Annotated in this window: 22 protein-coding genes; 9 read left to right on the plus strand and 13 right to left on the minus strand. The window is 35.1% G+C overall.

Translation table 11 applies throughout. The features are described from left to right. The first annotated feature begins 3 nt into the window (after positions 1-3). The gene (locus O1A01_RS17100; protein ID WP_270064555.1) at positions 4-972 is read left to right on the plus strand and encodes a ring-cleaving dioxygenase; all 969 of its coding nucleotides are present in this window, start codon (positions 4-6) and stop codon (positions 970-972) included. Positions 973-1,079: 107 nt separating this feature from the next. On the opposite strand, the gene lepB is transcribed toward O1A01_RS17100, so the two are convergent. Continuing rightward, positions 1,080-1,697 (minus strand): signal peptidase I, encoded by a 618-nt coding sequence (gene lepB, locus O1A01_RS17105; RefSeq protein ID WP_066413081.1) that lies wholly within the window; start codon positions 1,695-1,697, stop codon positions 1,080-1,082. A 295-nt stretch (positions 1,698-1,992) separates the two neighbouring features. Here lepB and O1A01_RS17110 point away from each other — a divergent pair, with 295 nt between their 5' ends. Further along, entirely contained in the window at positions 1,993-2,718 is a 726-nt protein-coding gene (locus tag O1A01_RS17110) for a SurA N-terminal domain-containing protein (protein WP_066413079.1), read from the plus strand. 63 nt (positions 2,719-2,781) lie between these two features. On the opposite strand, the gene O1A01_RS17115 is transcribed toward O1A01_RS17110, so the two are convergent. The 8 genes from O1A01_RS17115 to O1A01_RS17150 form a co-directional block, all read right to left on the minus strand. Then, complete coding sequence (locus O1A01_RS17115; RefSeq protein ID WP_270064556.1) at positions 2,782-3,885, minus strand: ABC transporter permease; 1,104 nt, start codon at positions 3,883-3,885, stop codon at positions 2,782-2,784. Beyond that, entirely contained in the window at positions 3,885-5,144 is a 1,260-nt protein-coding gene (locus O1A01_RS17120; protein WP_270064557.1) for an ABC transporter permease, read from the minus strand. Before O1A01_RS17120 ends, O1A01_RS17115 begins: the two co-directional genes overlap by 1 nt. A gap of 14 nt (positions 5,145-5,158) precedes the next feature. Continuing rightward, entirely contained in the window at positions 5,159-6,091 is a 933-nt protein-coding gene (locus O1A01_RS17125; RefSeq protein ID WP_270064558.1) for an ABC transporter ATP-binding protein, read from the minus strand. Between the two features lie 253 nt (positions 6,092-6,344). Further along, complete coding sequence (locus O1A01_RS17130) at positions 6,345-6,749, minus strand: DUF4181 domain-containing protein (protein ID WP_270064559.1); 405 nt, start codon at positions 6,747-6,749, stop codon at positions 6,345-6,347. 24 nt (positions 6,750-6,773) lie between these two features. Further along, positions 6,774-7,412, minus strand: coding sequence for a response regulator transcription factor (locus O1A01_RS17135; protein ID WP_066413064.1), 639 nt, complete (start codon positions 7,410-7,412; stop codon positions 6,774-6,776). Next, complete coding sequence (locus O1A01_RS17140) at positions 7,409-8,524, minus strand: sensor histidine kinase (RefSeq protein WP_270064560.1); 1,116 nt, start codon at positions 8,522-8,524, stop codon at positions 7,409-7,411. The genes O1A01_RS17135 and O1A01_RS17140 overlap by 4 nt, the downstream gene beginning before the upstream one ends. Positions 8,525-8,544: 20 nt before the next feature. Next, positions 8,545-9,465, minus strand: coding sequence for a ribonuclease Z (rnz, locus tag O1A01_RS17145; protein ID WP_270064561.1), 921 nt, complete (start codon positions 9,463-9,465; stop codon positions 8,545-8,547). Between the two features lie 93 nt (positions 9,466-9,558). Further along, positions 9,559-10,002: a staygreen family protein gene (locus O1A01_RS17150; protein WP_270064562.1), complete on the minus strand. Its 444-nt coding sequence runs from the start codon at positions 10,000-10,002 to the stop codon at positions 9,559-9,561. Positions 10,003-10,152: 150 nt separating this feature from the next. On the opposite strand from O1A01_RS17150, the gene O1A01_RS17155 reads away from it, so the two are divergent. The 3 genes from O1A01_RS17155 to O1A01_RS17165 all read left to right on the plus strand — a co-directional run bounded on the left by O1A01_RS17155 (position 10,153) and on the right by O1A01_RS17165 (position 12,208). After that, positions 10,153-10,986 (plus strand): HAD family hydrolase, encoded by an 834-nt coding sequence (locus O1A01_RS17155; RefSeq protein WP_270064563.1) that lies wholly within the window; start codon positions 10,153-10,155, stop codon positions 10,984-10,986. Positions 10,987-11,146: 160 nt separating this feature from the next. Next, positions 11,147-11,638 carry a CBO0543 family protein gene (locus tag O1A01_RS17160; RefSeq protein WP_270064564.1) on the plus strand — a complete coding sequence of 164 codons (492 nt, stop codon included), beginning with the start codon at positions 11,147-11,149 and terminating at the stop codon, positions 11,636-11,638. Positions 11,639-11,695: 57 nt separating this feature from the next. Next, the gene (locus O1A01_RS17165; RefSeq protein WP_066413045.1) at positions 11,696-12,208 is read left to right on the plus strand and encodes a CBO0543 family protein; all 513 of its coding nucleotides are present in this window, start codon (positions 11,696-11,698) and stop codon (positions 12,206-12,208) included. Between the two features lie 147 nt (positions 12,209-12,355). Here O1A01_RS17165 and O1A01_RS17170 read toward each other — a convergent pair whose 3' ends face one another. Genes O1A01_RS17170 through O1A01_RS17180 form a run of 3 tightly spaced genes read right to left on the minus strand, consistent with a single transcriptional unit; the run spans position 12,356 to position 15,235 of the window. Further along, complete coding sequence (locus tag O1A01_RS17170) at positions 12,356-13,063, minus strand: LutC/YkgG family protein (RefSeq protein ID WP_270064565.1); 708 nt, start codon at positions 13,061-13,063, stop codon at positions 12,356-12,358. Continuing rightward, positions 13,060-14,490, minus strand: coding sequence for a LutB/LldF family L-lactate oxidation iron-sulfur protein (locus O1A01_RS17175; protein WP_270064566.1), 1,431 nt, complete (start codon positions 14,488-14,490; stop codon positions 13,060-13,062). The genes O1A01_RS17170 and O1A01_RS17175 overlap by 4 nt, the downstream gene beginning before the upstream one ends. A gap of 28 nt (positions 14,491-14,518) precedes the next feature. Further along, positions 14,519-15,235 carry a (Fe-S)-binding protein gene (locus tag O1A01_RS17180; RefSeq protein ID WP_270064567.1) on the minus strand — a complete coding sequence of 239 codons (717 nt, stop codon included), beginning with the start codon at positions 15,233-15,235 and terminating at the stop codon, positions 14,519-14,521. 181 nt (positions 15,236-15,416) lie between these two features. On the opposite strand from O1A01_RS17180, the gene glcD reads away from it, so the two are divergent. From glcD to O1A01_RS17200, 4 genes are all read left to right on the plus strand, one after another. Next, on the plus strand, positions 15,417-16,829 hold the full coding sequence (gene glcD / locus O1A01_RS17185) for a glycolate oxidase subunit GlcD (protein ID WP_066413035.1): 1,413 nt from the start codon (positions 15,417-15,419) through the stop codon (positions 16,827-16,829). Next, positions 16,826-18,217: a (Fe-S)-binding protein gene (locus O1A01_RS17190; protein WP_084380236.1), complete on the plus strand. Its 1,392-nt coding sequence runs from the start codon at positions 16,826-16,828 to the stop codon at positions 18,215-18,217. Before glcD ends, O1A01_RS17190 begins: the two co-directional genes overlap by 4 nt. Positions 18,218-18,347: 130 nt before the next feature. After that, on the plus strand, positions 18,348-18,557 hold the full coding sequence (locus tag O1A01_RS17195) for a hypothetical protein (protein WP_066413033.1): 210 nt from the start codon (positions 18,348-18,350) through the stop codon (positions 18,555-18,557). Next, complete coding sequence (locus tag O1A01_RS17200; protein ID WP_066413031.1) at positions 18,544-18,732, plus strand: hypothetical protein; 189 nt, start codon at positions 18,544-18,546, stop codon at positions 18,730-18,732. Before O1A01_RS17195 ends, O1A01_RS17200 begins: the two co-directional genes overlap by 14 nt. Here the strand turns inward: O1A01_RS17200 and O1A01_RS17205 are convergent. Continuing rightward, positions 18,724-19,965, minus strand: coding sequence for a DNA polymerase IV (locus tag O1A01_RS17205; protein ID WP_270064568.1), 1,242 nt, complete (start codon positions 19,963-19,965; stop codon positions 18,724-18,726). The two genes, O1A01_RS17200 and O1A01_RS17205, sit on opposite strands and share 9 nt — an antisense overlap. Positions 19,966-19,977 lie beyond the last annotated feature (12 nt).

The following is a 19,977-nucleotide window of genomic DNA, read 5'->3' on the forward strand; positions in this document are numbered from 1 at the left end:
ATTATGCAATTTTTAGGCATTCATCATGTTTCCTTATTAACTTCTAACGCAGAAGAAAATTATAGATTTTTTACAAAAGTACTTGGTATGCGCTTAGTAAAGAAAACCGTTAATCAAGATAATACTCAATCCTATCACCTTTTTTATGGCGATGCGAAAGGAAACCCTGGAACCGAAATTACATTTTTCGATATTGCTGGCCTTGGTAGAACGTATGAAGGGGTTTCTAGTATTTCTTCTACAGGGTTAAGAGTAAAAGATACAGAAGCATTAATGTTTTGGAAAAAGCGTTTTACAGAAATAGGGGTAAAACATGAAGAAATAGTGAAAAGAGCAGGTCGCGACTCTCTACTTTTTCAAGATTCAGAAGGCACTAAATTAATATTAGTTGCTGATAATGGTGAAAAAGGTGTTGCACCTGGTGTACCTTGGGAACGAGAAGATATACCATCTAAATATGCTATCATCGGACTTGGCCCAGTCACTTTAACAGTGAAAGAAATATTACCTACAGCTGCCATTTTAACGAATGTGATGGGGTTCCGCCACATTGGCTCTTATCCATCTTTAAAAGGCGACTATGCTCCAATTGAAGTTTATGCAACAGGTGAAGGGGGATCAGGTGCAGAGGTTCATATTGAAGCAAGACCTGATTTACCGCGCGAACGACCAGGAAGAGGTTCTGTTCATCATGTCGCATTCCGCATTCCGAACGAAGAGGAGTATAATAGATGGGTAGGAAAATTGAAAGCTACCCGCCTACCAAACTCTGGTCGGGTAGATCGATACTATTTCAAAGCTTTTTATTTCAGAGAGCCGAACGGTATACTTTTTGAGCTTTCTACTGACACACCAGGATTCGATGCTGATGAACCAATTGAAACATTAGGCGAAAAATTAGCACTACCTCCATTTCTTGAATCGAAAAGAGCGGAAATAGAAGCTAGTTTGCGACCTTTAGAATTAAACTAGGAAAGTATCATAGGATTTTCTTTCTGAGTCGTGCATAAAAAACAGGATAAAAGCAGTTGATTCGTATAGGAATCAACTGCTTTTTAAGTTCGAGAAGGCTCTAGTCTTTAGAAAAAACTAATCTTATCAAATGGATAAAAGCGCATAACTACTTTTCCAAGCACATTTTCTGTAGGAACAGGACCGATATTTCTACTATCCTTACTCCCATTTCGGTTATCTCCCATTACGAATAGATGCCCTTCTTCAATCGTAATAGGGCCAAAATTATTTTGTATAGAGCTATCTAAATACTCTTCCTCTAGTGCTTCACCGTTGCGATACACGATACCATCTCTACATTGTAACGTATCTCCTGCTTTACCGATGACTCGCTTTACCCAGTACGTTTCCTCACCTTCACTATTTCCACCACTAATAGAACGTATTATCGGGCTTTCAAGAAACTGATCTTTTATTGTTGTTGTATCTAATACATCACTATTTATAATAACGACATCACCATAATTAGGCTCTGCACCAAGTAAATAAGGGCTTTTGAACACCATTACTTTATCACCAACTTTTTCATTATCAAAAGGATCCTTTCCCTCTAACGTTGGCTCCATCGAGCTACCACTCACAGTGAATGGTTGCATAATAAAAACAGTCAATAAAACAGAGATCGTAAAAGCTACTAATAATGCCTTTCCCCATTCTAAACTTTCAAGTAAAATTCGTTTCATCAAAAATGTCATCCTCTCTCTAAATATACATTCTTCATCTACTGTGAAATTCCTCTAATTTGTTATTTAGTAATTTATAAATGAACCATCTTTCCTATTTACGGGATGAATACCACCTTGCCTCTAAAACATAATTTTTATCACCTGTAACAATTCTCTCATGAAAATCTAATATAACTTCGAAAATGTTGACGGAATCATATTTCAGCTCATTTTACACGAAGATATCATTTGCAATCTGTTTAGAAGCATGTTTCAATAAAGAGACGCTGAAATTAAGAAATGAGGTATAAACATGAAAAAGAAATTAATCGTTTTATTAGTTGCTTTTATTACAGCACTATTTTTAGCTGCATGTAACAATGATACTAATAATGAAGAAGCAGGAACCGATGAAAATCAAGAATCAACTGTAACGAAAGAAGATATTGAAAATATAGAAGATGACCAAGTAGTTGCAACTGTTAATGGTAAGGAAATTTTCGGTCGTGATTTCCATATGATGTATAACACAACGGTGATGATGTTTGGTGGACAAGAATTAGAGCCAGGCATGATGATGGAACAAACGATGAATGCATTAATTGAACAAGAGGTGTTAATGCAAGAGGTTGAAGAAAAAGGTTATACAGTTTCTGACGAAGAAGTGGAAGAATATTTAAACAGTGAAGTAATTGTAAACTTCGAGAGTGAAGAAGCATTTTTAGAGCAATTAGAAGGAACTCCATATACGTTAGACACGTATAAAGATCAATTAGCAAAATCATTAGCTATTGATGCCTATGTTCAAGGTGAATTATCTGCTGAAGTATCTGATGAAGATGTGAGAGCATACTACGATGATGCTGTTGCTCAAATTGAAAGTGAGAATGAAGAAAGCGAAGAAAAAGCGGACATTCCACCTTTTGAAGAGCTAGAAGAAGACATTAGAGCTTATTTAGAAGAAAACAACATTAATCAACAGTTAAATGTTATGGTAGTAGACTTAATGGAAACTGCTGAAGTAGAGCGTTTAGTGTAATAAACGAACATAAATGACTAGACCCACGGTGAAATACCGTGGGTTTTATTTTCGTTAAAAACTCTAAACTGCTTTTCTCTCCATTATATTTAACCCAATTCCCATACAAATAACACCAAACGTAAAGAGGATAGACGTAGGTAATAAAAATTGGTCAAAACTCCAATTTAAATAGGTTGCTCCTTTTAGCATTTCCATTCCGTAAAATAACGGTACTACTTTTGATAGTGCCATCATAATTTCTGACTGAACAATTTCAATCGGCCAATAAGCCCCACCAATCATCGCCATACTAACAGCTAATAATGGAATTAATGCATTCAATTGTCTAGGATTTTTCACGAAAGCGCTTATTAGCACACCAAGTGAAGTTATAGCAAATAGAAACGGAATGATAACTAGTAAACTTTTTGTAAATCCTCCGTAAAAATCTACTCCTAATCCGTGCTGAAAAACATTAAAAATAATAAATAACTGTAAATAACCTAGCATTAACGAGAAAACGATATGCCCTAAATACATTTGCATTTTAGAGAGTGGCGATAGCAATACCCGATTCCATATCCCCTCACTTTTCTGTTGAACGATGGCACTTACAGTAAATGTAACAGTATAAAAAACAAAAAATAAAGAGAAGCCGAATAAAGATTGTAATGATTGATCGTAAATAAAATCATCTTTGTTAAAACTTGTTTCTTGAATCGGATATAAAGCTTTAGACTGCTCTAATTGGTTCATTATTTCATTAGGTGCTTTGTTTAATTGATTAGCCGCGTTCAATACAGTTGATACCTTAATTAAATTTGAATATAAGTGAGCTTCTAATAACATAACTTCTGATGTTTGTGCCCCTGTTGTTATCGTAAAACTATCCCTTTTTAAGTTGACGGCTAGATCAATACTATTCTCATTTAAAAGCTCTTCCACTTTCTCTCTACTTGTTACTTCAAGCAAATAATCTCCAGTATTATTTAATAATGGTACAATCTCCAACAATTCTTCAGTGGAAAGCTCCGTTGAATAGGTTGGGATGATCTTTTGTGAGCCTGATTGAAGCTGAGAGGATCCTAGTATACTCCCGAAAAGAATAGTTAATAAAATCATTCCAATTACAGTAAATGGCTGGTGAATGATATGTTGAATATGATTTTTTATGATAGCATACATTACGCAACACTCCTTTTCGGAAAAAAGATAAGGGCTAAAAGACTTAAACCAATAGCCGTTATCAATAAAACTACTACGTATAGTTGTATATCCGCCCACTGACTATTCTCTTGCATGACAGCTAAATATGCCTTTAATGCAGCTCCATTTGGCGTAAAGCCACCTATTTTCCATAACGTTTCTGATATTGCTTTCCAACTTATAAAACTCCCCCCAACGAGGGCTAATATGGTGACAATTAAATTAGAAAAAAGCGATGAAGCTCTTTCGGTATTAAAACGGAAATTTAACGTTGTAAACAGGACAGAAAAACTACCAACGACAAAGCTAATACATAAAGTAACAATCAAAAATAAAATAATATTATCCCAATGTACACCATAGATAAGAGAACTCAGGCCAAATAATATACATAATTGAATAAATGATAGCACTGTCCCCGTTAACCATTTACTAAAAATATAAAATGACGGTGATACATTTGATAGTAAAATCCGGTGAAACACAAATTGTTGTTTTTCATATAGAGCATATGCTGCCACAAAAGAAGCTACATACAAAACGAACATGACACTCATTCCAACAGCATAATATTCAAAGGATGAGATTGGTTGAGACCCCTTTAATGTAACAACCTCCCCTTCAATGTTTGGTATCGAAATAGTTTGAAATGCACCCGTTTCCGCAAATTCCTTTCCTATTATCGTATTTAATTGAAACTGTTCCATATAGCTTTCAACAACGTTAGAAACGACCGTAGCTTCTAACCCTTTTGCATTATTTAATGATAAAGAAAGTAATGGCAATGTATCCTCTTCATTTAAAAAAATGTTCTTCCATGTCGCTAAACGATATCCTTTTGGGAAAGAAAGTACAGCTGAAAACTGTGAGGAATCTAGTGCTTCTTTCTCATCCTCCATCATGATCACTTTAAAAATGGTCGTGCTCTCAAACACTTCATTTACTAACATATCTTGAATGGATAGACTTTCAGCAGTTGTTATCATCGTATCAACAGCTGAAGTTGGGAAACCCTCTTCTTTTAAAATAGTTAACAACTCTTCTTTTTCCGCTTCCATATCACCATTATCAACAACAGCAACTTTCACATTTAACACTTCTTCACTTTCATTCATTACCGCTCCTAGAGCAAATCCTAAAATGGTAATTAAAAGAAATGGCATAAATAATAGGAGGGTAACTTCCTTTTTATCTCGGATTACTTGTATCATATCTTTTTTCAATAGTGTTTTAATCATATAAAAATCACCTCCTAATCTCTTAAAACTCTACCGGTAAGATGTAAAAACACATCTTCTAATGTTGGTGTTTTTATTTGAATACCTTTTATAACAGCTTCTGTATCTTTAGCAATTTGAAAAATATCCTCTAGAACATTTACTTCCCGAGGAGCAAGAATAATGACTTGATTTTCTTTTGATGTAACAGACGAAGTTGTAATATGTTGGGACAGTTTATTGATAAAATCGATATTTTCATTTTCTAACTGTATTTCAACAGCATGCTCTGATGCTAAAATATTTAGCACTTCTTCTTTCGTACCAGAGGCAATAATCTCTCCACGATCCATAATATAAATCCGGTCACATAGAAACTCTACTTCTTCCATGTAATGACTCGTATATAAAACTGTCATTCCTTTTTCCTTGTTTAGCCTCTTGACGGTTTCTAAAATATAATTGCGAGATTGAGGGTCGATGCCAACTGTCGGCTCATCCATAATTAATAACTCTGGTTCATGTAGAAGCGCAACAGCTATGTTCAATCTTCTTTTCATCCCACCCGAAAAAGTTTTCACTTTATCTTTTTTCCTATTCTCTAATCCAACAAGCTGTAATGTCTCGGCAATCTTTGTTTTCAGTTCTCCTTTTGAAAGGTTGTAAATACGACCGAAGAATTCCATATTTTCATAAGCTGTTAAATCTTGGAAAAGAGCTATTTCTTGAGGCACTACCCCTAAAATGGAACGTAAATGCTGTGGTTGTGTTTCAATGCTTTCTCCTTTAAGTAATACTTCTCCGCTTGTTGGTTGGACTAGAGAGGATAACATCGAAATGGTCGTAGATTTCCCAGCCCCATTTGGCCCTAACAGTCCTACCGATTCGCCCTTTTCCAAATACAAATTTATTCCTCTAACTGCCTCATGCTTTTTAAAAGACTTTGTTAAATGAATGGCCTCTAACATGATAATATCGCTCCTTTATTATTTCTAATTACATTTTAACTGTTAGGAAAACGGCAGAGTACTACTGAGAGTCATTACTTTTAATAGAAATAGTGACTAAAGTAATGGTTTGGAGGAATGACTGGAAGAAAAATCTTATAAAAAAACATCCCAACAATAATGTCAGGATGCTTTGTTAGTTTTATAAATGATTACATTGGAAAATCTAAGTACTACCTTCTTGAAGTAACGTCTAGCACCGGCACTTTTCTTCTTATGAAACTAGTTTTGTTATTACATCAAACTGGATCAGTAGAGTAATAATAATAACTCCTAACAGAACATCACTAACGGTAAGAATAGAATGTTTAGGGGTAGCTGACTTTTTCCATTCGAAATATGCTTGTATACTACCTTGTATAACGATAAATCCCGACATAGCAAGTAACATAAGGTTAATTGAGTAGTTATGAAATACACTAAAGTAAAGAACAATAAAAATAACAACTGTATTCGCAATTCTCACGATCCAATCGAGTTTGCGGTGAAGCGAGTTTACGTGATTATAAGAGAATATTTTCTTTTTTTCTATCTTATATATTTTTCTTAAAACTCCATGTATTGCAAAATTCACAATAAATATTGATAAAATAATAACCCCTATCATCAACCAGTTCATATACATCCCCTCCCCCATGTTTGCTCATTCACACAACCCTGATTTAATTGCATAAATAGCTAATTGGGTACGATCACGTAAATACAATTTTTGTAGCATATGAGTTATATTATTTTTCACTGTTCCTATCGAAAGAAATAATGCATCGGCTATTTCTTGATTGTTTTTCCCTTCTCCGACTAGTTTCAATATGGAGATTTCTCTTGATGTAAGGGAAGGGTCCAATTGTACTTGCATTTTGTTTTTCGAGAATAGTTTCGGGACCACTTTAGCAGCAACAGTAGCATCAATCATGATTCCACCTTCGTAAGCAGTTTGGATAGATTCGCGTAATTTTCTTGCATCTGCTGTCTTCAGTAAAAAACCAGCAGCACCTAGCTTTAGTGCTTCCATAACATATTCATCATCTTCAAATGTAGTTAAAATTAAAATGATTGCATTAGGATATTGTTTTTTTAATAGTTTGGTTGCTTCCAATCCGTTCATTTCTGGCATTCTAATATCCATTAAAACGACATCCACTATATGCTTCTCATAAAGCTCAACGGCTTCTTTCCCATTTCCAGCTTCCGCTACCACAGTCATTTGCTCATCTTGCTCTATCATTAACTTGAGACCTTGTCTAACGAGCAATTGGTCTTCTACTAGTAAGATATGTATCATTTTAATCTCTCCTCCAGAGGAAACGTGCCTTTAAGAATAAACTTACCATTTAAAATATAATATTGGATGTTCCCGCCAATATTCATGAACCTTTCTCGCATATTAGATAAACCGAAGCCTTCTTCCAGTCTCTCTTTATGGTCATGAATGGCGTTTTCCATCGTCATCATAAACGTATGATTTCCAGCTAGTTCCATTGTTACATTTATCTCTCGAGAGTGAGCATGTCTCATTGCATTTGTTAATCCTTCTTGAACAAACCGATACAGTACAACATTTTGCTCATTAGATAGATTGGTAGATAGAACACCAGTTTTAGTAGTTAGTGCAACTCGTATATGACTTTCTGCTTCTAACTTTCTAATTAAATGAATAACAGATGCCATTCCTTTATTCGTATCTTCTTTCAGTGTTTTCACAGCTTTTCTCATTTCTTCCAAACTACTTGAAGCGAGATCTTTTGATTGACCTATTAAAACCTTCACTTCTTTTGTTGTCACTTGATGCTCCGCTACAGCAAGTTGCATCATTAGTGCTGTTAGTTGATGTCCTACAGAGTCATGAATATCCCTTGCAATTCTTGTTCTTTCTTGCAATCTAGCTTCTTTTTCATGCTCTACTACTTGCCTTTTCACTTTTCTATATTCTACTAAGAGCGTTTTCCATTCTTTATCTCGTTCCAGTTTTTGTTTTGAAAGTTGGTGTAGAAGATAAGCTGACATAAAAATAAGTCCAGTTATGCATAGGTGAAAAAGAAAGAAAGTATCCAACCGATAAAAAAATGGATATAAAAGGGAAGGAGCTACAATCAATAGTTGAATTTTCCACTCTTCCTCTTTTGCAGAACTAATCGCCACATCGATTAATAAAAAGTAATAAATTAAAAATAGAAAAATATTTGTCTCGGAAAAGAAAAGGATATGTGCGCAAAACGTGATGGAGGCTAATAAAAAATACGTTAGACGTTGCACCTTCATAATAGGCACGCTGAAATAAAAAGTGAAAAACACTCCAAAGAAGAAGATGACACCCGCTAGAGATTGTTCCCGTTCAAACATGATAATTAATACTAAAATTACTAATAGAATACATGTTTTTATCCACCATTTCATACTTATCACCCAGTTTCGTTTTAAGGAATATCAAAGGAGGATAAGTCTTCTACGATGTATGTAGACGGAAAAATCTCCCTTGCTTCTAATTCTAGTTGCTGAACCGCTTCTTTTTGGTATCGAGAACTAATATGGTTAAGCAAGAGTTGTTCAACGTTTGCTTCTTTTGCAACCGTCGCTGCTTGTTCAGTTGTCGAATGAAAATATTCATGTGCTAACAGCTCGTCTTCCTTCGCAAAAGTTGCTTCATGAACAAGTGTATTTGCATATTGTGCTAAACTGATTGCTTTATCTGTAAAACGGGTATCTCCAAGTATTGTAACGATTTTCCCTTTTTTCGGTTCCCCTAAAAAGTCCTTCCCGTTTACAATTCTTCCATCTGGTAATGTGACAACTTTTCCTGCCTTTATTTCCCCTAAAATGGGACCCGCTTTTATATTTGCTTCTTTAATTCGGTCCATTAAAAGAGGAGCTGGAAAGTCTTTTTGCATAATTCGAAATCCGTAAGAAGGAATTCCATGGATTAGCTCTACAATCTGTACTGTAAACTCACTACCTTCTAATAGTAAGCAGTCAGAGCTAAATTCTTGAATAGTTAAATCATATTTTAAATGTGTACCACTAATACGAAGAGAAGTTTCTACATACTCTTTCGTCCCAGTAGGTCCATATATATGTAATGGGCTTTCCCCACCTTGAAATGATCGACTTCCTAACAACCCAGGCAAACCAAAAATATGATCACCGTGCAGGTGAGAAATAAATATTTTTTCAATTTTCCTCGGCTTAATGGATGTATGTAAAATTTGGTGTTGAGTTGCTTCTCCACAATCAAACAACCAAATTGCACCTTCTTTATTCATTAAATGTAATGCTAATGATGAGACATTACGATGCTTCGCCGGCACACCTGAACCTGTACCTAAAAATGTAATCTTCAAACTATGTTCCTCCTATAAAAAACAGTTGTCCCTATATACATACTAAAGAAGAGTGGAAAGTTTTTCAATTACGCAAATGCGCTTTTTACTAGATTACATATAATTTTTTACCATTCCCCAAATTTCAACCGTATGGTATGCCTCTAGCGGTGAATCAAAATGGATATAGATTGGGGATTGCTGTAATGTAGGGTATACATAAAAAAACTCTTTATCACCATACATTATTGCCTCTAATGCTAACGGTAACTCGCGTCGAAAGATTGTATTTCGAATAGCAGTTTGTTCCGGTCCATAGTTTCCGACATACACAAAAACGAAAAGATATAGTTTTCCATTTAGATGTCTCCACTCTGCTAAAACTTCGTCTCTCATTTCTGTTATTTTTTCATACGCATACTTTTTCCCAATTGTTAGAAAAAGTTCACCCGTTTCATCAGAATGGGTTAATGTATATCGTCTACCTATTATCGGTTCAGTAACCGTCACTTCATTTCGCCATTGCACAGTAAGTTTTTCAGGATTTAATTTATTCAATTCTCCTTCACCCTTTTCACAAAAAATACTCTCGTTATAGAAGTATTCTATTCATACACATTGTATAGGTGATAGTAGAAGGAAATTGTATTACCATACAGGAAAAATATAGTACAATAGAGAAAGATTCATGTTAAGGGAGACTTGCAAATGAATGATGTGAAAATTATCGTATTTGATCTTGATGGAACTCTTTATGATGATGTTGTCCATTTTCGTTATTATGCCGATCTACTAAAAGATTACGTAGCAGAAGACAAACAAGAACAGTTTGAAGCAGATTATAACGCAGTGTTAAAAGGACAGCATTCATTAAAAATCGGTAGAGCATATGATGCAAAAAGAGACTTAATTTTAAGTCATCTGAACGGTGTTGTACAAAAGGCATACAATTGGAATGGAGAAGAAATTCCGACAGAGGATGTAACCACTTTCTACCCTGAAGCTATTCCGTTCGACTTAACTTCTATCATTAGTATTGGGGATTTATGGTGGGTACCAGTTACGATAGCTAGACATTATGGGGTGACAAGTGAAGAAGCATATGCTTGCTTTATGCAAACGAGAGAACATATGATGACAGAAGAATTTCAACTAAATCCTCATGAGCAATTTCGTGAAGTATTACAATCTCTACATAAAAAATATACGTTAGTGCTGCTTACAAACAGTCCTCAATCAGATAGCGATGTTATTATTGAGAAACTAGGATTTACTTCCTACTTTCAAGAAAAGTTTTTTGAGGCACAAAAACCGATTAAAACGAAGGTAAGATTTTCTTATATCGCGGAGAAGTTTGATGTTTCTTATGAAGAAATTTTAAGCATAGGTGATAATTATATTAATGAAATCTTCCCTGCAGTGGAACTTGGCTGTAAAACAATTTATATTGATGCACATGGCGCAGGGGCAGGAGACTCTCATACCACTACTGTAACTAATTTAACGGAGTTATCTAAAGTTTTAAGAGAAAAGCTTTTATAAGAATAATCATAGCCGTTGCTAGTTATCGGTTCATATAGAAGGTATGCCACTTATGTTGGTACACCTTCTATTTTTTTCTGTCCGAAACAACTGGCTTTTCCCAATTCAGATGTACATACTTTTTTGTAAAGTAAACAAACTATGAAAGGAGGTGTGTCTAATGACGAAAAAATTCGAGACCTTATTTTTAATTATTTCTTCTACAATTTCTATTATACTTTTACCCTTTGCAATTTATAAAAAGTCATTTAAGGACTGGGTGATTGTTTATCTTGTTTCCATACTAGGTAACTCGTTAGCAGATAGGTATTTTGTGAAAAAAGGGTTTATTAAATATAAAATAAGGCCATTTCAGAGGATGTTCTCAATTCATTTACCTTTTGATTTTTTTCATTACCCATTATTACTACTATATTATAACCAATGGACACTTAATAATGGACCGGTACGTATATTTTTAAAACTTTTCCCTTTTCTAATACCACAAGTAATAATTGAAACTTTTGCAGAGAAAAAAACTGATTTAATCACTTGGAAAAAGGGTTGGAGTTGGTATCATTCCCTCATAAGTTTATTTGTGAAATTTTTAGTCTGTAGGCTAATAATTGCACTTATAAGAGTTTTAAATAATAAAAAGGTCTCATCTATGTAATAGAAAAAAACTATTTTACGTAGTTTTATAAATTAATCTAAAAGGTTGAAGAATAACATGTACCTACTTTTTGTATTAGTTGTTTATTTCCTATTAGCTTACTTTTTTGTCGATTGGAAAAATTGGAGAGATTATTATCCAACTATTCTTTATTTTATCGTTTTTAACTTATTGTACAACTTCATTTTTTATAATTATACCCTATGGAAATATAGAGCAGTTACTGTAGATTGGTTAAACCATACGATTATTGACATATCATTTACTTTCATAATAGTCCCTATCGTTCTAATGATTTATTTACGGTATTATCCGGAAGGGAAAAAACAGTTTTTATATCTAGCTGTATGGATTGCTTATTTTACTATTATTGAATATATCTTTTATAAAAAAGGTTTATTTATTTACGAAAATGGTTGGGATTCTTTTTGGTCAATGATATTTAACATTATTCTTTTTGTCGTTGTTAGAATACATTTCAAAAATCCACTACTAGCAATAATGGTTTCTATTCCGATCATTACAATACTATTAATGTTGTTTCACCCTTCCATCTCCGACTTAAAATGATTGGTGGTAATTAAAAATATGGCTTCAGAACAAATTTCTACCCCATTATTTTTCGTATTATTAATAATAATTTATCTTCTAATGGCTACCTATCTTTGGTTTAAAAAAAATCGATAAAAACGATAAGGCCCAAAGTTTGAGTGCTTACTAAAGGTCCTCTACAACAATATAGGTGGCCTTTATTGGACCGTGAACTCCTACGACAAGATTAAGTTCGATATCTGCCGAATTGCTAGGTCCTGATATAAAGTTAATGCACGACGCAATTTTCTTGCCGTTTTCTACTTGATTATGAATTGCCCCGGCTGCTTGTGTCATTCTAGGTACGATTGTACTTTTTGGAATGATAGCGATATACGTGGTTGGCAGTAGACTAACAGAACGTCCCTTTCCATTTCCACTAAATAATACGACGGTACCTGATTCTGCTAATGTTTGATCGCTGAAAGTAATACCAACATTTGCTCGTTCTGCAATGTTAATATTTTCTTCACCGAGAGCGGAATCCCAGGCGTGAACCTCGGTTCCATCTTCGCACCATTTATTTAATTCTTTTTCTATTCCCGAATCAGTAAAGCGAGGGTCGTCCCAAGTAACAATTGGTCCTCCTCCTAACTCGTGTACAACTTCACGTAACCTTTCATTCAAATTCGATCTCGTCGCTTGAACAAAATTAGTATGAATGTGTTCACATTGCTTTTTTAATACTTCTACTAGTTCATCTTGTGTTGCATCTTTTAAAACTTTCCACTGTGGTTGATACTTCCACGTTGGCCTAGCTACACCACTCGTTTTCTTTGGGCGGTTAAGCTGTTTTGCTATATTTTCTAGAAAACTGTCTCGGTTTTGAATCATTCCTTTTCGCCGCCTTTCTCTCTTGTTTCAAACCAATCACGGAAACGTTGTTTACTCGGAGCAGGAAATTCGCGAATATTTGTCCATTCTTTTAACGGTCCTGGACCGCTTGAAATTTTATCCCCGTTTTTAAAAGGCGTCATTGCAGAAGGAGCAAATTTTGATCCCATTTTGTAAACAAAAGGAGAAGCTGCTCCAAGGCCGAACGCTTTCATTGCCATTTTTTCCGAAATTGGTGCTCTACCTTCTTTTTCTACAATATTTTGTCGATGTTTATGCAATAACTCATGAAGTGGTATTTTTACTGGACAAGCTTCCGTACAAGCGGCACATAGAGTAGACGCATATGGTAACTCTTTAAAATCGTCGTAGCCACCTAATAACGGAGTTAATACTGCCCCAATTGGACCTGGATAAATAGAACCGTACGAATGACCACCTACATGACGGTACACTGGACAAACGTTAATACAAGCAGCACAACGGATACATTGTAAGACTGATTGGAATTCTGTTCCTAATATTTTAGAACGGCCATTATCTACGATGACTAGGTGGAACTCTTCAGGCCCATCAACGTCCCCTTCCTCCTTTGGTCCAGTTAAAGTAGTTACATAACTAGTAAGTTTTTGTCCAACCGCACTTCTCGTTAATAAGCTTACTAACACTTCTAATTCTTCATAAGTTGGAACGATCCTCTCCATGCCCATAACCGTAATTTGTGTTTGAGGCAAAGTTGTAGCTAAGCGAGCATTCCCTTCATTTGTTACTAAACTAATAGACCCGCTCTCTGCAACCGCAAAGTTACATCCTGTAATTCCAACATCAGCTGTTAAAAACTCTTGTCGTAACATTTGACGTGCATGAAGTGCCAGTTCTTCAGGTTTTTCTGTTTTCAAATAGTTTAGTTTTTCACGGAAAACATCTCTAATTTGCTCCTTATTTTTATGTAGTGCTGGAGCAACAATATGGGACGGTGGATCATGATCATCAACTTGAAGGATGTATTCTCCTAAATCGGTTTCAATGACATCACAACCAAGTTCATCTAATGCTTGGTTCATACTAATCTCTTCTGTCACCATCGACTTTGATTTAACTATTTTTTTAGCGTTTTTTTGTTGGATAACACCTTTAATGTATTCGTTTGCTTCTTCGGCTGTTTGCGCAAAAAAGACATGTCCCCCACGTTTTTCTACGTTTTCACTTAATTGATATAAATAATAATCTAAGTTTTCCAATACGTGTTGACGTATCTCCTCCCCATGAGAACGCCATTCTTCCCAATCACCAAGCTCTACAGTAGAAGCTTCTTTTCTCGTACGTAATCTTTCTTGCGCACCTGAGACTGCTCCACGCATAAATTGATTTTGTATTCCTGCTTCTATTCTTTCTTTAAAAGGTTTATCCCCTATTTTCATAGACATTTATTATCCCCCCTCCACTCCAATTGCATTATCGGTTGTTTAATACTTCGGCAATATGCATAACTCTCACTGGCTTTTGTAACCGTTCTGATCTTCCACCGATATTCATTAGACATCCACAATCAGCACCAATTAAATAATCTGCCTCTGTTTCTTCAATATGCTGAACCTTTTCATCTACCATTTGTTCTGAAATATTTCCCATTTTTACAGAAAATGTTCCACCGAAACCACAGCAATTAAAATTATTTTTTAACGGTACAATTTCTAGTCCTTTAACGTTCTCTAGTAAACGCATCGGTTCATCTTTTGCCCCTAGTAATCTAGTCATATGGCAGCTAGTATGATAAGTTGCCTTTCCTTCCAATTTCGCACCAACATCTATAACTTTTAAGACGTTAACTATAAACTGTGTGAATTCATATGTTTTATTTGCAAGTTTTTCCGCTTTTTCTTTCCAAACTTGATCATCTTTAAATACATTTAGATATTCCTTAAACATCGTTCCACAAGAACCAGAAGGTACTACTACATACTCTGCATGTTCAAAAGTTTCTATCATACGTTTCATCGCCTCTTTAGAATCTTTCACATACCCGCTATTAAAGGCAGGTTGTCCACAACAAATTTGCCCTGTTGGAAAATCAATTTCACAACCTAACCTTTCTAATACTTCTACAGTCGCTTTACCAACACTCGTTTGTAACATATCTACTAAACAAGTAATAAATAAGCTAACTTTCATGTAACTCCCCCCTAAAAAGAACGTTCCTGCATTTAATATATTCATATTATTATATAATACAACATTTCATAGTTTATTTTGTAAGTATGGTTTACTATAAAGATAACGATTTAAAATGCTTCGTAATGTAACTTCACAAAAAACGAAAGCGGTACCATTAGTTTGAAAGGGTTGAAATGTTATGATAACTAATCAAGTAAAACAAAAGTTTATTGAAATAGTTGGATCCGAAAACTACTTTGACTCCAAGACTGAGAGACTTGTATATTCTTATGATGCAACTCCAAACTTTCAATCAATGCCAGACGCTGTTATTGTACCTAGTAATAAAGATGATGTAGCTAGTATTGTAAAACTGTGCAACGCATATCACATCCCTATCGTACCTCGTGGTTCAGGAACAAATTTATGTGCTGGTACTTGTCCAACTGAAGGTGGATTAGTAATTATTTTTACACGAATGAATCAAATACTAGAAATTGATGAGGAAAACTTAACAGTGACCGTTCAACCGGGTGTTATTACGCAAGATTTAATCAATGCTGTTGAACAGAGAGGTTTGTTTTACCCTCCAGACCCTAGCTCTATGAAAATATCAACAATTGGTGGAAATATAAATGAAAATTCTGGTGGACTTCGCGGATTAAAATATGGAGTCACCCGTGATTATGTGTTGGCTCTTGAGGCAGTACTACCAAACGGGGATATCATTCAAACTGGAGGAAAACTTGCGAAAGATGTGGCCGGATACGATTTAACACGACTTTTTGTTGGATCAGAAGGTACACTTTGTGTCATTACTGAAGCGACTTTAAAGTTAATCCCAATGCCTGAAACGAAAAAAACGATGCTAGCTTTATATGAAGATTTAGAAGCTGCTGCTAGAACTGTTTCTAGTATTATAGCAAATCGAATAATACCAACAACTCTAGAGTTCCTAGATCAACCTACGTTAGAAGTTGTGGAAGATTTCGCGAAAATTGGTCTTCCTACAGATGTTAAAGCTGTACTATTAATTGAGCAAGATGGAACAGCTGATATAGTGGAACATGATATGGAAAAGATTAGAACAATTTGTTTAAAAGAGCAGGCGAAATCTGTGCAAATTGCAAAAACAACAGAAGAAGCGGCTGCACTAACTGCAGCTAGGCGTGCAGCACTCTCAGCTCTAGCTAGATTAAAACCTACAACTATTTTAGAAGATGCAACAGTTCCGCGTTCAGAAATTGCCAAAATGGTAAAAGCCATTAATGAAATTGCCGAAAAATATAACGTGAAAATTTGTACCTTTGGACATGCAGGAGATGGAAATTTACATCCAACTGTTCCAACTGATGCTAGAAACGAAGAAGAAATGGAGCGGGTGGAAAAAGCTTTTGAAGAAATCTTCGCACGTGCTATTGAGCTTGGAGGAACAATTACAGGAGAGCATGGAGTAGGTGTAATGAAAGCACCTTACTTAGAATGGAAACTAGGTTCTGCTGGCATTTCTGCAATGAAAGCTATTAAAGAAGCTTTTGACCCAAATAACATAATGAACCCAGGTAAAGTATTCGCAAAAGAAACGAGAAAACGTGTGGTGGTGTCAAAATGACAACGAGCAAGGAAAAACAAATAATTCATGATCAGTTTAAAGAAAAGATGGATTACGATGAATTATTAAATTGTATGCGTTGTGGATTTTGCCTTCCCTCCTGTCCAACCTATATAGAATCTGGGTTAAAAGAATCTCATTCCCCACGTGGGAGAATTGCGTTAATGAAAGCCGTTGTTGATGGGATAATCGAGCCGGATGAAGATGTAGAAAGAACGTTAGAGCTTTGTTTAGGCTGCCGTGCATGTGAGCCTGTTTGTCCTTCAGGTGTAAAATATGGACATTTATTAGAGGAAGCAAGAGATATTATAAACCAAAATAAAAAACATTCTTTACCAGCAAAAGTTATCCGCAAAACGGTGTTTGAAGGCTTATTCCCTCATCCAAATAGAATGAAATTTGCCACTAGTTTACTAGGTTTTTATCAACGTAGTGGTATACAAAAAATCGCACAAAAATCAGGTGTAATGAGATTATTCCCGGAAACGATGGCCACGATGGAAAAAGTTCTTCCTAAAGCACCAACGTTAAAGGAAATGAAAAATCGCCCTGAGTTTTTAGAAGCGTATGGAAAACGAAATAAACGTGTTGCATTTTTCTCTGGCTGTTTAATGGATACTATGTTTTTAGAGACAAATAATGCTACTACAAAACTATTGCAATTGGCTGGGTGCGATATCGTCATACCTAAACAACAAACATGCTGCGGTGCTCTTCACGGTCATAGCGGTGAGAAAGCTAGCGCAAAAGAGTTAGCAAAAAGAAATATTCAAGCCTTCGAAGAATTAGAAGTAGATTATATTATTACGAATGCTGGTGGTTGTGGTGCATTTTTAGTAGACTATGATCATTTATTAAATAAAGATCCGGAGTGGCGAGAGCGTGCGGAAGCTTTTGCAACTAAAATTAAGGACGTTTCTTCTATTCTTGTGGAAATGAACTTTTTTAAAAAACCGTTGAAATTAACGCCACAAGTTATTACATACCAGGACTCGTGTCACCTTCGAAATGTGCAAGGAACATATTTCGAACCTAGAACATTGTTAAAATCCATTGAAGGAGTTACGTATGTGGAAATGAAAGAGGCGGACCGTTGTTGTGGCTCTGCAGGCATATATAATATAGTTGAATCAGAGATGTCGATGCAAATTTTAGACCATAAAATGGTGAACGCGAAGGCAACTAACGCAAAAACGATTGTAACTGCCAACCCAGGTTGTCTACTTCAAATGAAATTAGGAATTGAACGGGAAGGATTATCACATTCTGTAAGGGCAATTCATATCGTAGATTTATTGCTAGAGGCAGTGGAAACAGCTAGTTTAACTACTAGTGGAAATGTGATTAATTTGAATGAAGATAAGAACGATATCGGTTTAACATCATAACGGTCAAAGTGTTAGAGTGAAATTTCCTCTAGCACTTTTATTTTTTTAAAGAAAGTAGTTGAAATAAGAACGAATGTTCTATATAATAAAAACAGAACAAACGTTCTAAAATACTTTTGAGGTGACTATTATGAAACAACTACAAAAATCATTCTATTTAATTATTAAACTAATAGCCTTTTTAGGATTTGCTATTTTATTCTACTTTGTTTTCACAGAAAAATCTGACCTATCAGCGATTTTCATTTTTAGTTTACTTACATCGATTTGTCTTATTTTTATGCCAAGTTTAAGCGAATCACTACAAACAAAGGAAGAACAAGAATATGGAAACTACTGAACAACGAAAACAAGCGTTAGAAATAGCAAAGCGTTTAGTAGACTATAAATTAACAAACGATTTAGATGTAATTGCAGAAATTACCCAACTATGTAAAGAAGAAGTTACTACCTACATACTTCACAATAACAGGAGAGAAATTAAAAAAAGCCAAACTATGAATAGTTTAGCTTAAAAAGTCTTTCTGAAAACTAGTTGTAATATTAATATCTGTTTCTCTTTTCTTTTTTCCAGAAGAATTTTGAATACCTTTTTGTATTATGCTCTCCCCATACTTACTTTGAAGGACGTCTAAAGCCTTTATTAAAGGTTCTTGTTTCGCATCTTTTTCATATGAAAACAAATCTAGTTGCTTTACTGATTCTTTTTTATCAACTAAATCTTGTGCTGTTACACCTAATAGCCGAATTGGATTTCCGCTCCAATGCTTCTTAAATAACTGAAATGCAGCTGCTAATATTTCTTTTTCACTACTAATAACATTGTTAAGCTTTCTGCTTCTCGTTATAGTTTGTCTATTATTGTAGCGAATCATTAATTGAATATTATTACTAACCATATTTTTTCGGCTTAAGCGGAGAGCAACAGATTGGGAAAGTTTCTCCAATACTTTATATAGCTCGCGTTCGTCGTCACTGTCTTCTCGTAACGTTGTAGAATTTCCGATACTTTTAAAATCTGAAATTGCATCGGGATCTACTGGTCGATTATCGATACCATTAGCCCGTTTAACTATTCTTTCGCCGTTAACACCTAATAACTGCTTCACTTGGTACTCATCTGCTTTAGCTAAATCCTTGATTGAGTATATATTGATTGTATTTAGCTTTTCGGCAGTTTTTTTACCAACACCATGCATTTCTTCAACGGGTAATGGCCATAAGATTTTATCAATTTCTCTTTTTCTTAGCACCGTAATACCCATTGGTTTCTTCATGTCTGAAGCCATTTTAGCTAGAAATTTATTAGGAGCTATTCCAATACTACAAGGCAAAAGTAGTTCTTCCTTTATTCTCTCTTGTATTTCTTTCGCTAACTCCATGACATTTCGTTGATGAAGATGTTCTGTTACATCCATATAACCCTCATCAATGGAAACAGGTTCTACTAAATGAGTATATGACCTTAATAAATCAAACATTGCCATGGAACTCGAACGATAACGAGGGAAGTTTGGTGGTAATACAACAAGTTGTGGACATTTTTTTTTAGCTTCCCACAGCGGCATCGTCGTTTTTACTCCATACGCACGTGCTTCATAACTACAAGTAATGATTATGCCTTTTCTTTCTTCAACATTCCCAGCAACAGCAACAGGTTTCCCTCTTAACGTCGGATCATGCGCCATCTCCACAGAAGCATAGAAGCTATTCATATCAACATGTAAAATTACTCTACCCGTTTTCATTTTCCTTACATT

Origin of the sequence: Sutcliffiella sp. NC1 (genome assembly GCF_027594365.1) — a bacterium.
Classification (GTDB): domain Bacteria; phylum Bacillota; class Bacilli; order Bacillales; family Bacillaceae_I; genus Sutcliffiella; species Sutcliffiella cohnii.

Coding starts and splice junctions, on each gene's coding strand:
- O1A01_RS17100 (WP_270064555.1), top strand. CDS start 4: ATGCAATTTTTAGGCATTCATCATGTTTCCTTATTAACTTCTAACGCA.
- lepB (WP_066413081.1), bottom strand. CDS start 1,697: ATGAAACGAATTTTACTTGAAAGTTTAGAATGGGGAAAGGCATTATTA.
- O1A01_RS17110 (WP_066413079.1), top strand. CDS start 1,993: ATGAAAAAGAAATTAATCGTTTTATTAGTTGCTTTTATTACAGCACTA.
- O1A01_RS17115 (WP_270064556.1), bottom strand. CDS start 3,885: ATGTATGCTATCATAAAAAATCATATTCAACATATCATTCACCAGCCA.
- O1A01_RS17120 (WP_270064557.1), bottom strand. CDS start 5,144: ATGATTAAAACACTATTGAAAAAAGATATGATACAAGTAATCCGAGAT.
- O1A01_RS17125 (WP_270064558.1), bottom strand. CDS start 6,091: ATGTTAGAGGCCATTCATTTAACAAAGTCTTTTAAAAAGCATGAGGCA.
- O1A01_RS17130 (WP_270064559.1), bottom strand. CDS start 6,749: ATGAACTGGTTGATGATAGGGGTTATTATTTTATCAATATTTATTGTG.
- O1A01_RS17135 (WP_066413064.1), bottom strand. CDS start 7,412: ATGATACATATCTTACTAGTAGAAGACCAATTGCTCGTTAGACAAGGT.
- O1A01_RS17140 (WP_270064560.1), bottom strand. CDS start 8,524: ATGAAATGGTGGATAAAAACATGTATTCTATTAGTAATTTTAGTATTA.
- O1A01_RS17155 (WP_270064563.1), top strand. CDS start 10,153: ATGAATGATGTGAAAATTATCGTATTTGATCTTGATGGAACTCTTTAT.
- O1A01_RS17160 (WP_270064564.1), top strand. CDS start 11,147: ATGACGAAAAAATTCGAGACCTTATTTTTAATTATTTCTTCTACAATT.
- O1A01_RS17165 (WP_066413045.1), top strand. CDS start 11,696: ATGTACCTACTTTTTGTATTAGTTGTTTATTTCCTATTAGCTTACTTT.
- O1A01_RS17170 (WP_270064565.1), bottom strand. CDS start 13,063: ATGATTCAAAACCGAGACAGTTTTCTAGAAAATATAGCAAAACAGCTT.
- O1A01_RS17175 (WP_270064566.1), bottom strand. CDS start 14,490: ATGTCTATGAAAATAGGGGATAAACCTTTTAAAGAAAGAATAGAAGCA.
- O1A01_RS17180 (WP_270064567.1), bottom strand. CDS start 15,235: ATGAAAGTTAGCTTATTTATTACTTGTTTAGTAGATATGTTACAAACG.
- glcD (WP_066413035.1), top strand. CDS start 15,417: ATGATAACTAATCAAGTAAAACAAAAGTTTATTGAAATAGTTGGATCC.
- O1A01_RS17190 (WP_084380236.1), top strand. CDS start 16,826: ATGACAACGAGCAAGGAAAAACAAATAATTCATGATCAGTTTAAAGAA.
- O1A01_RS17195 (WP_066413033.1), top strand. CDS start 18,348: ATGAAACAACTACAAAAATCATTCTATTTAATTATTAAACTAATAGCC.
- O1A01_RS17200 (WP_066413031.1), top strand. CDS start 18,544: ATGGAAACTACTGAACAACGAAAACAAGCGTTAGAAATAGCAAAGCGT.
- O1A01_RS17205 (WP_270064568.1), bottom strand. CDS start 19,965: ATGAAAACGGGTAGAGTAATTTTACATGTTGATATGAATAGCTTCTAT.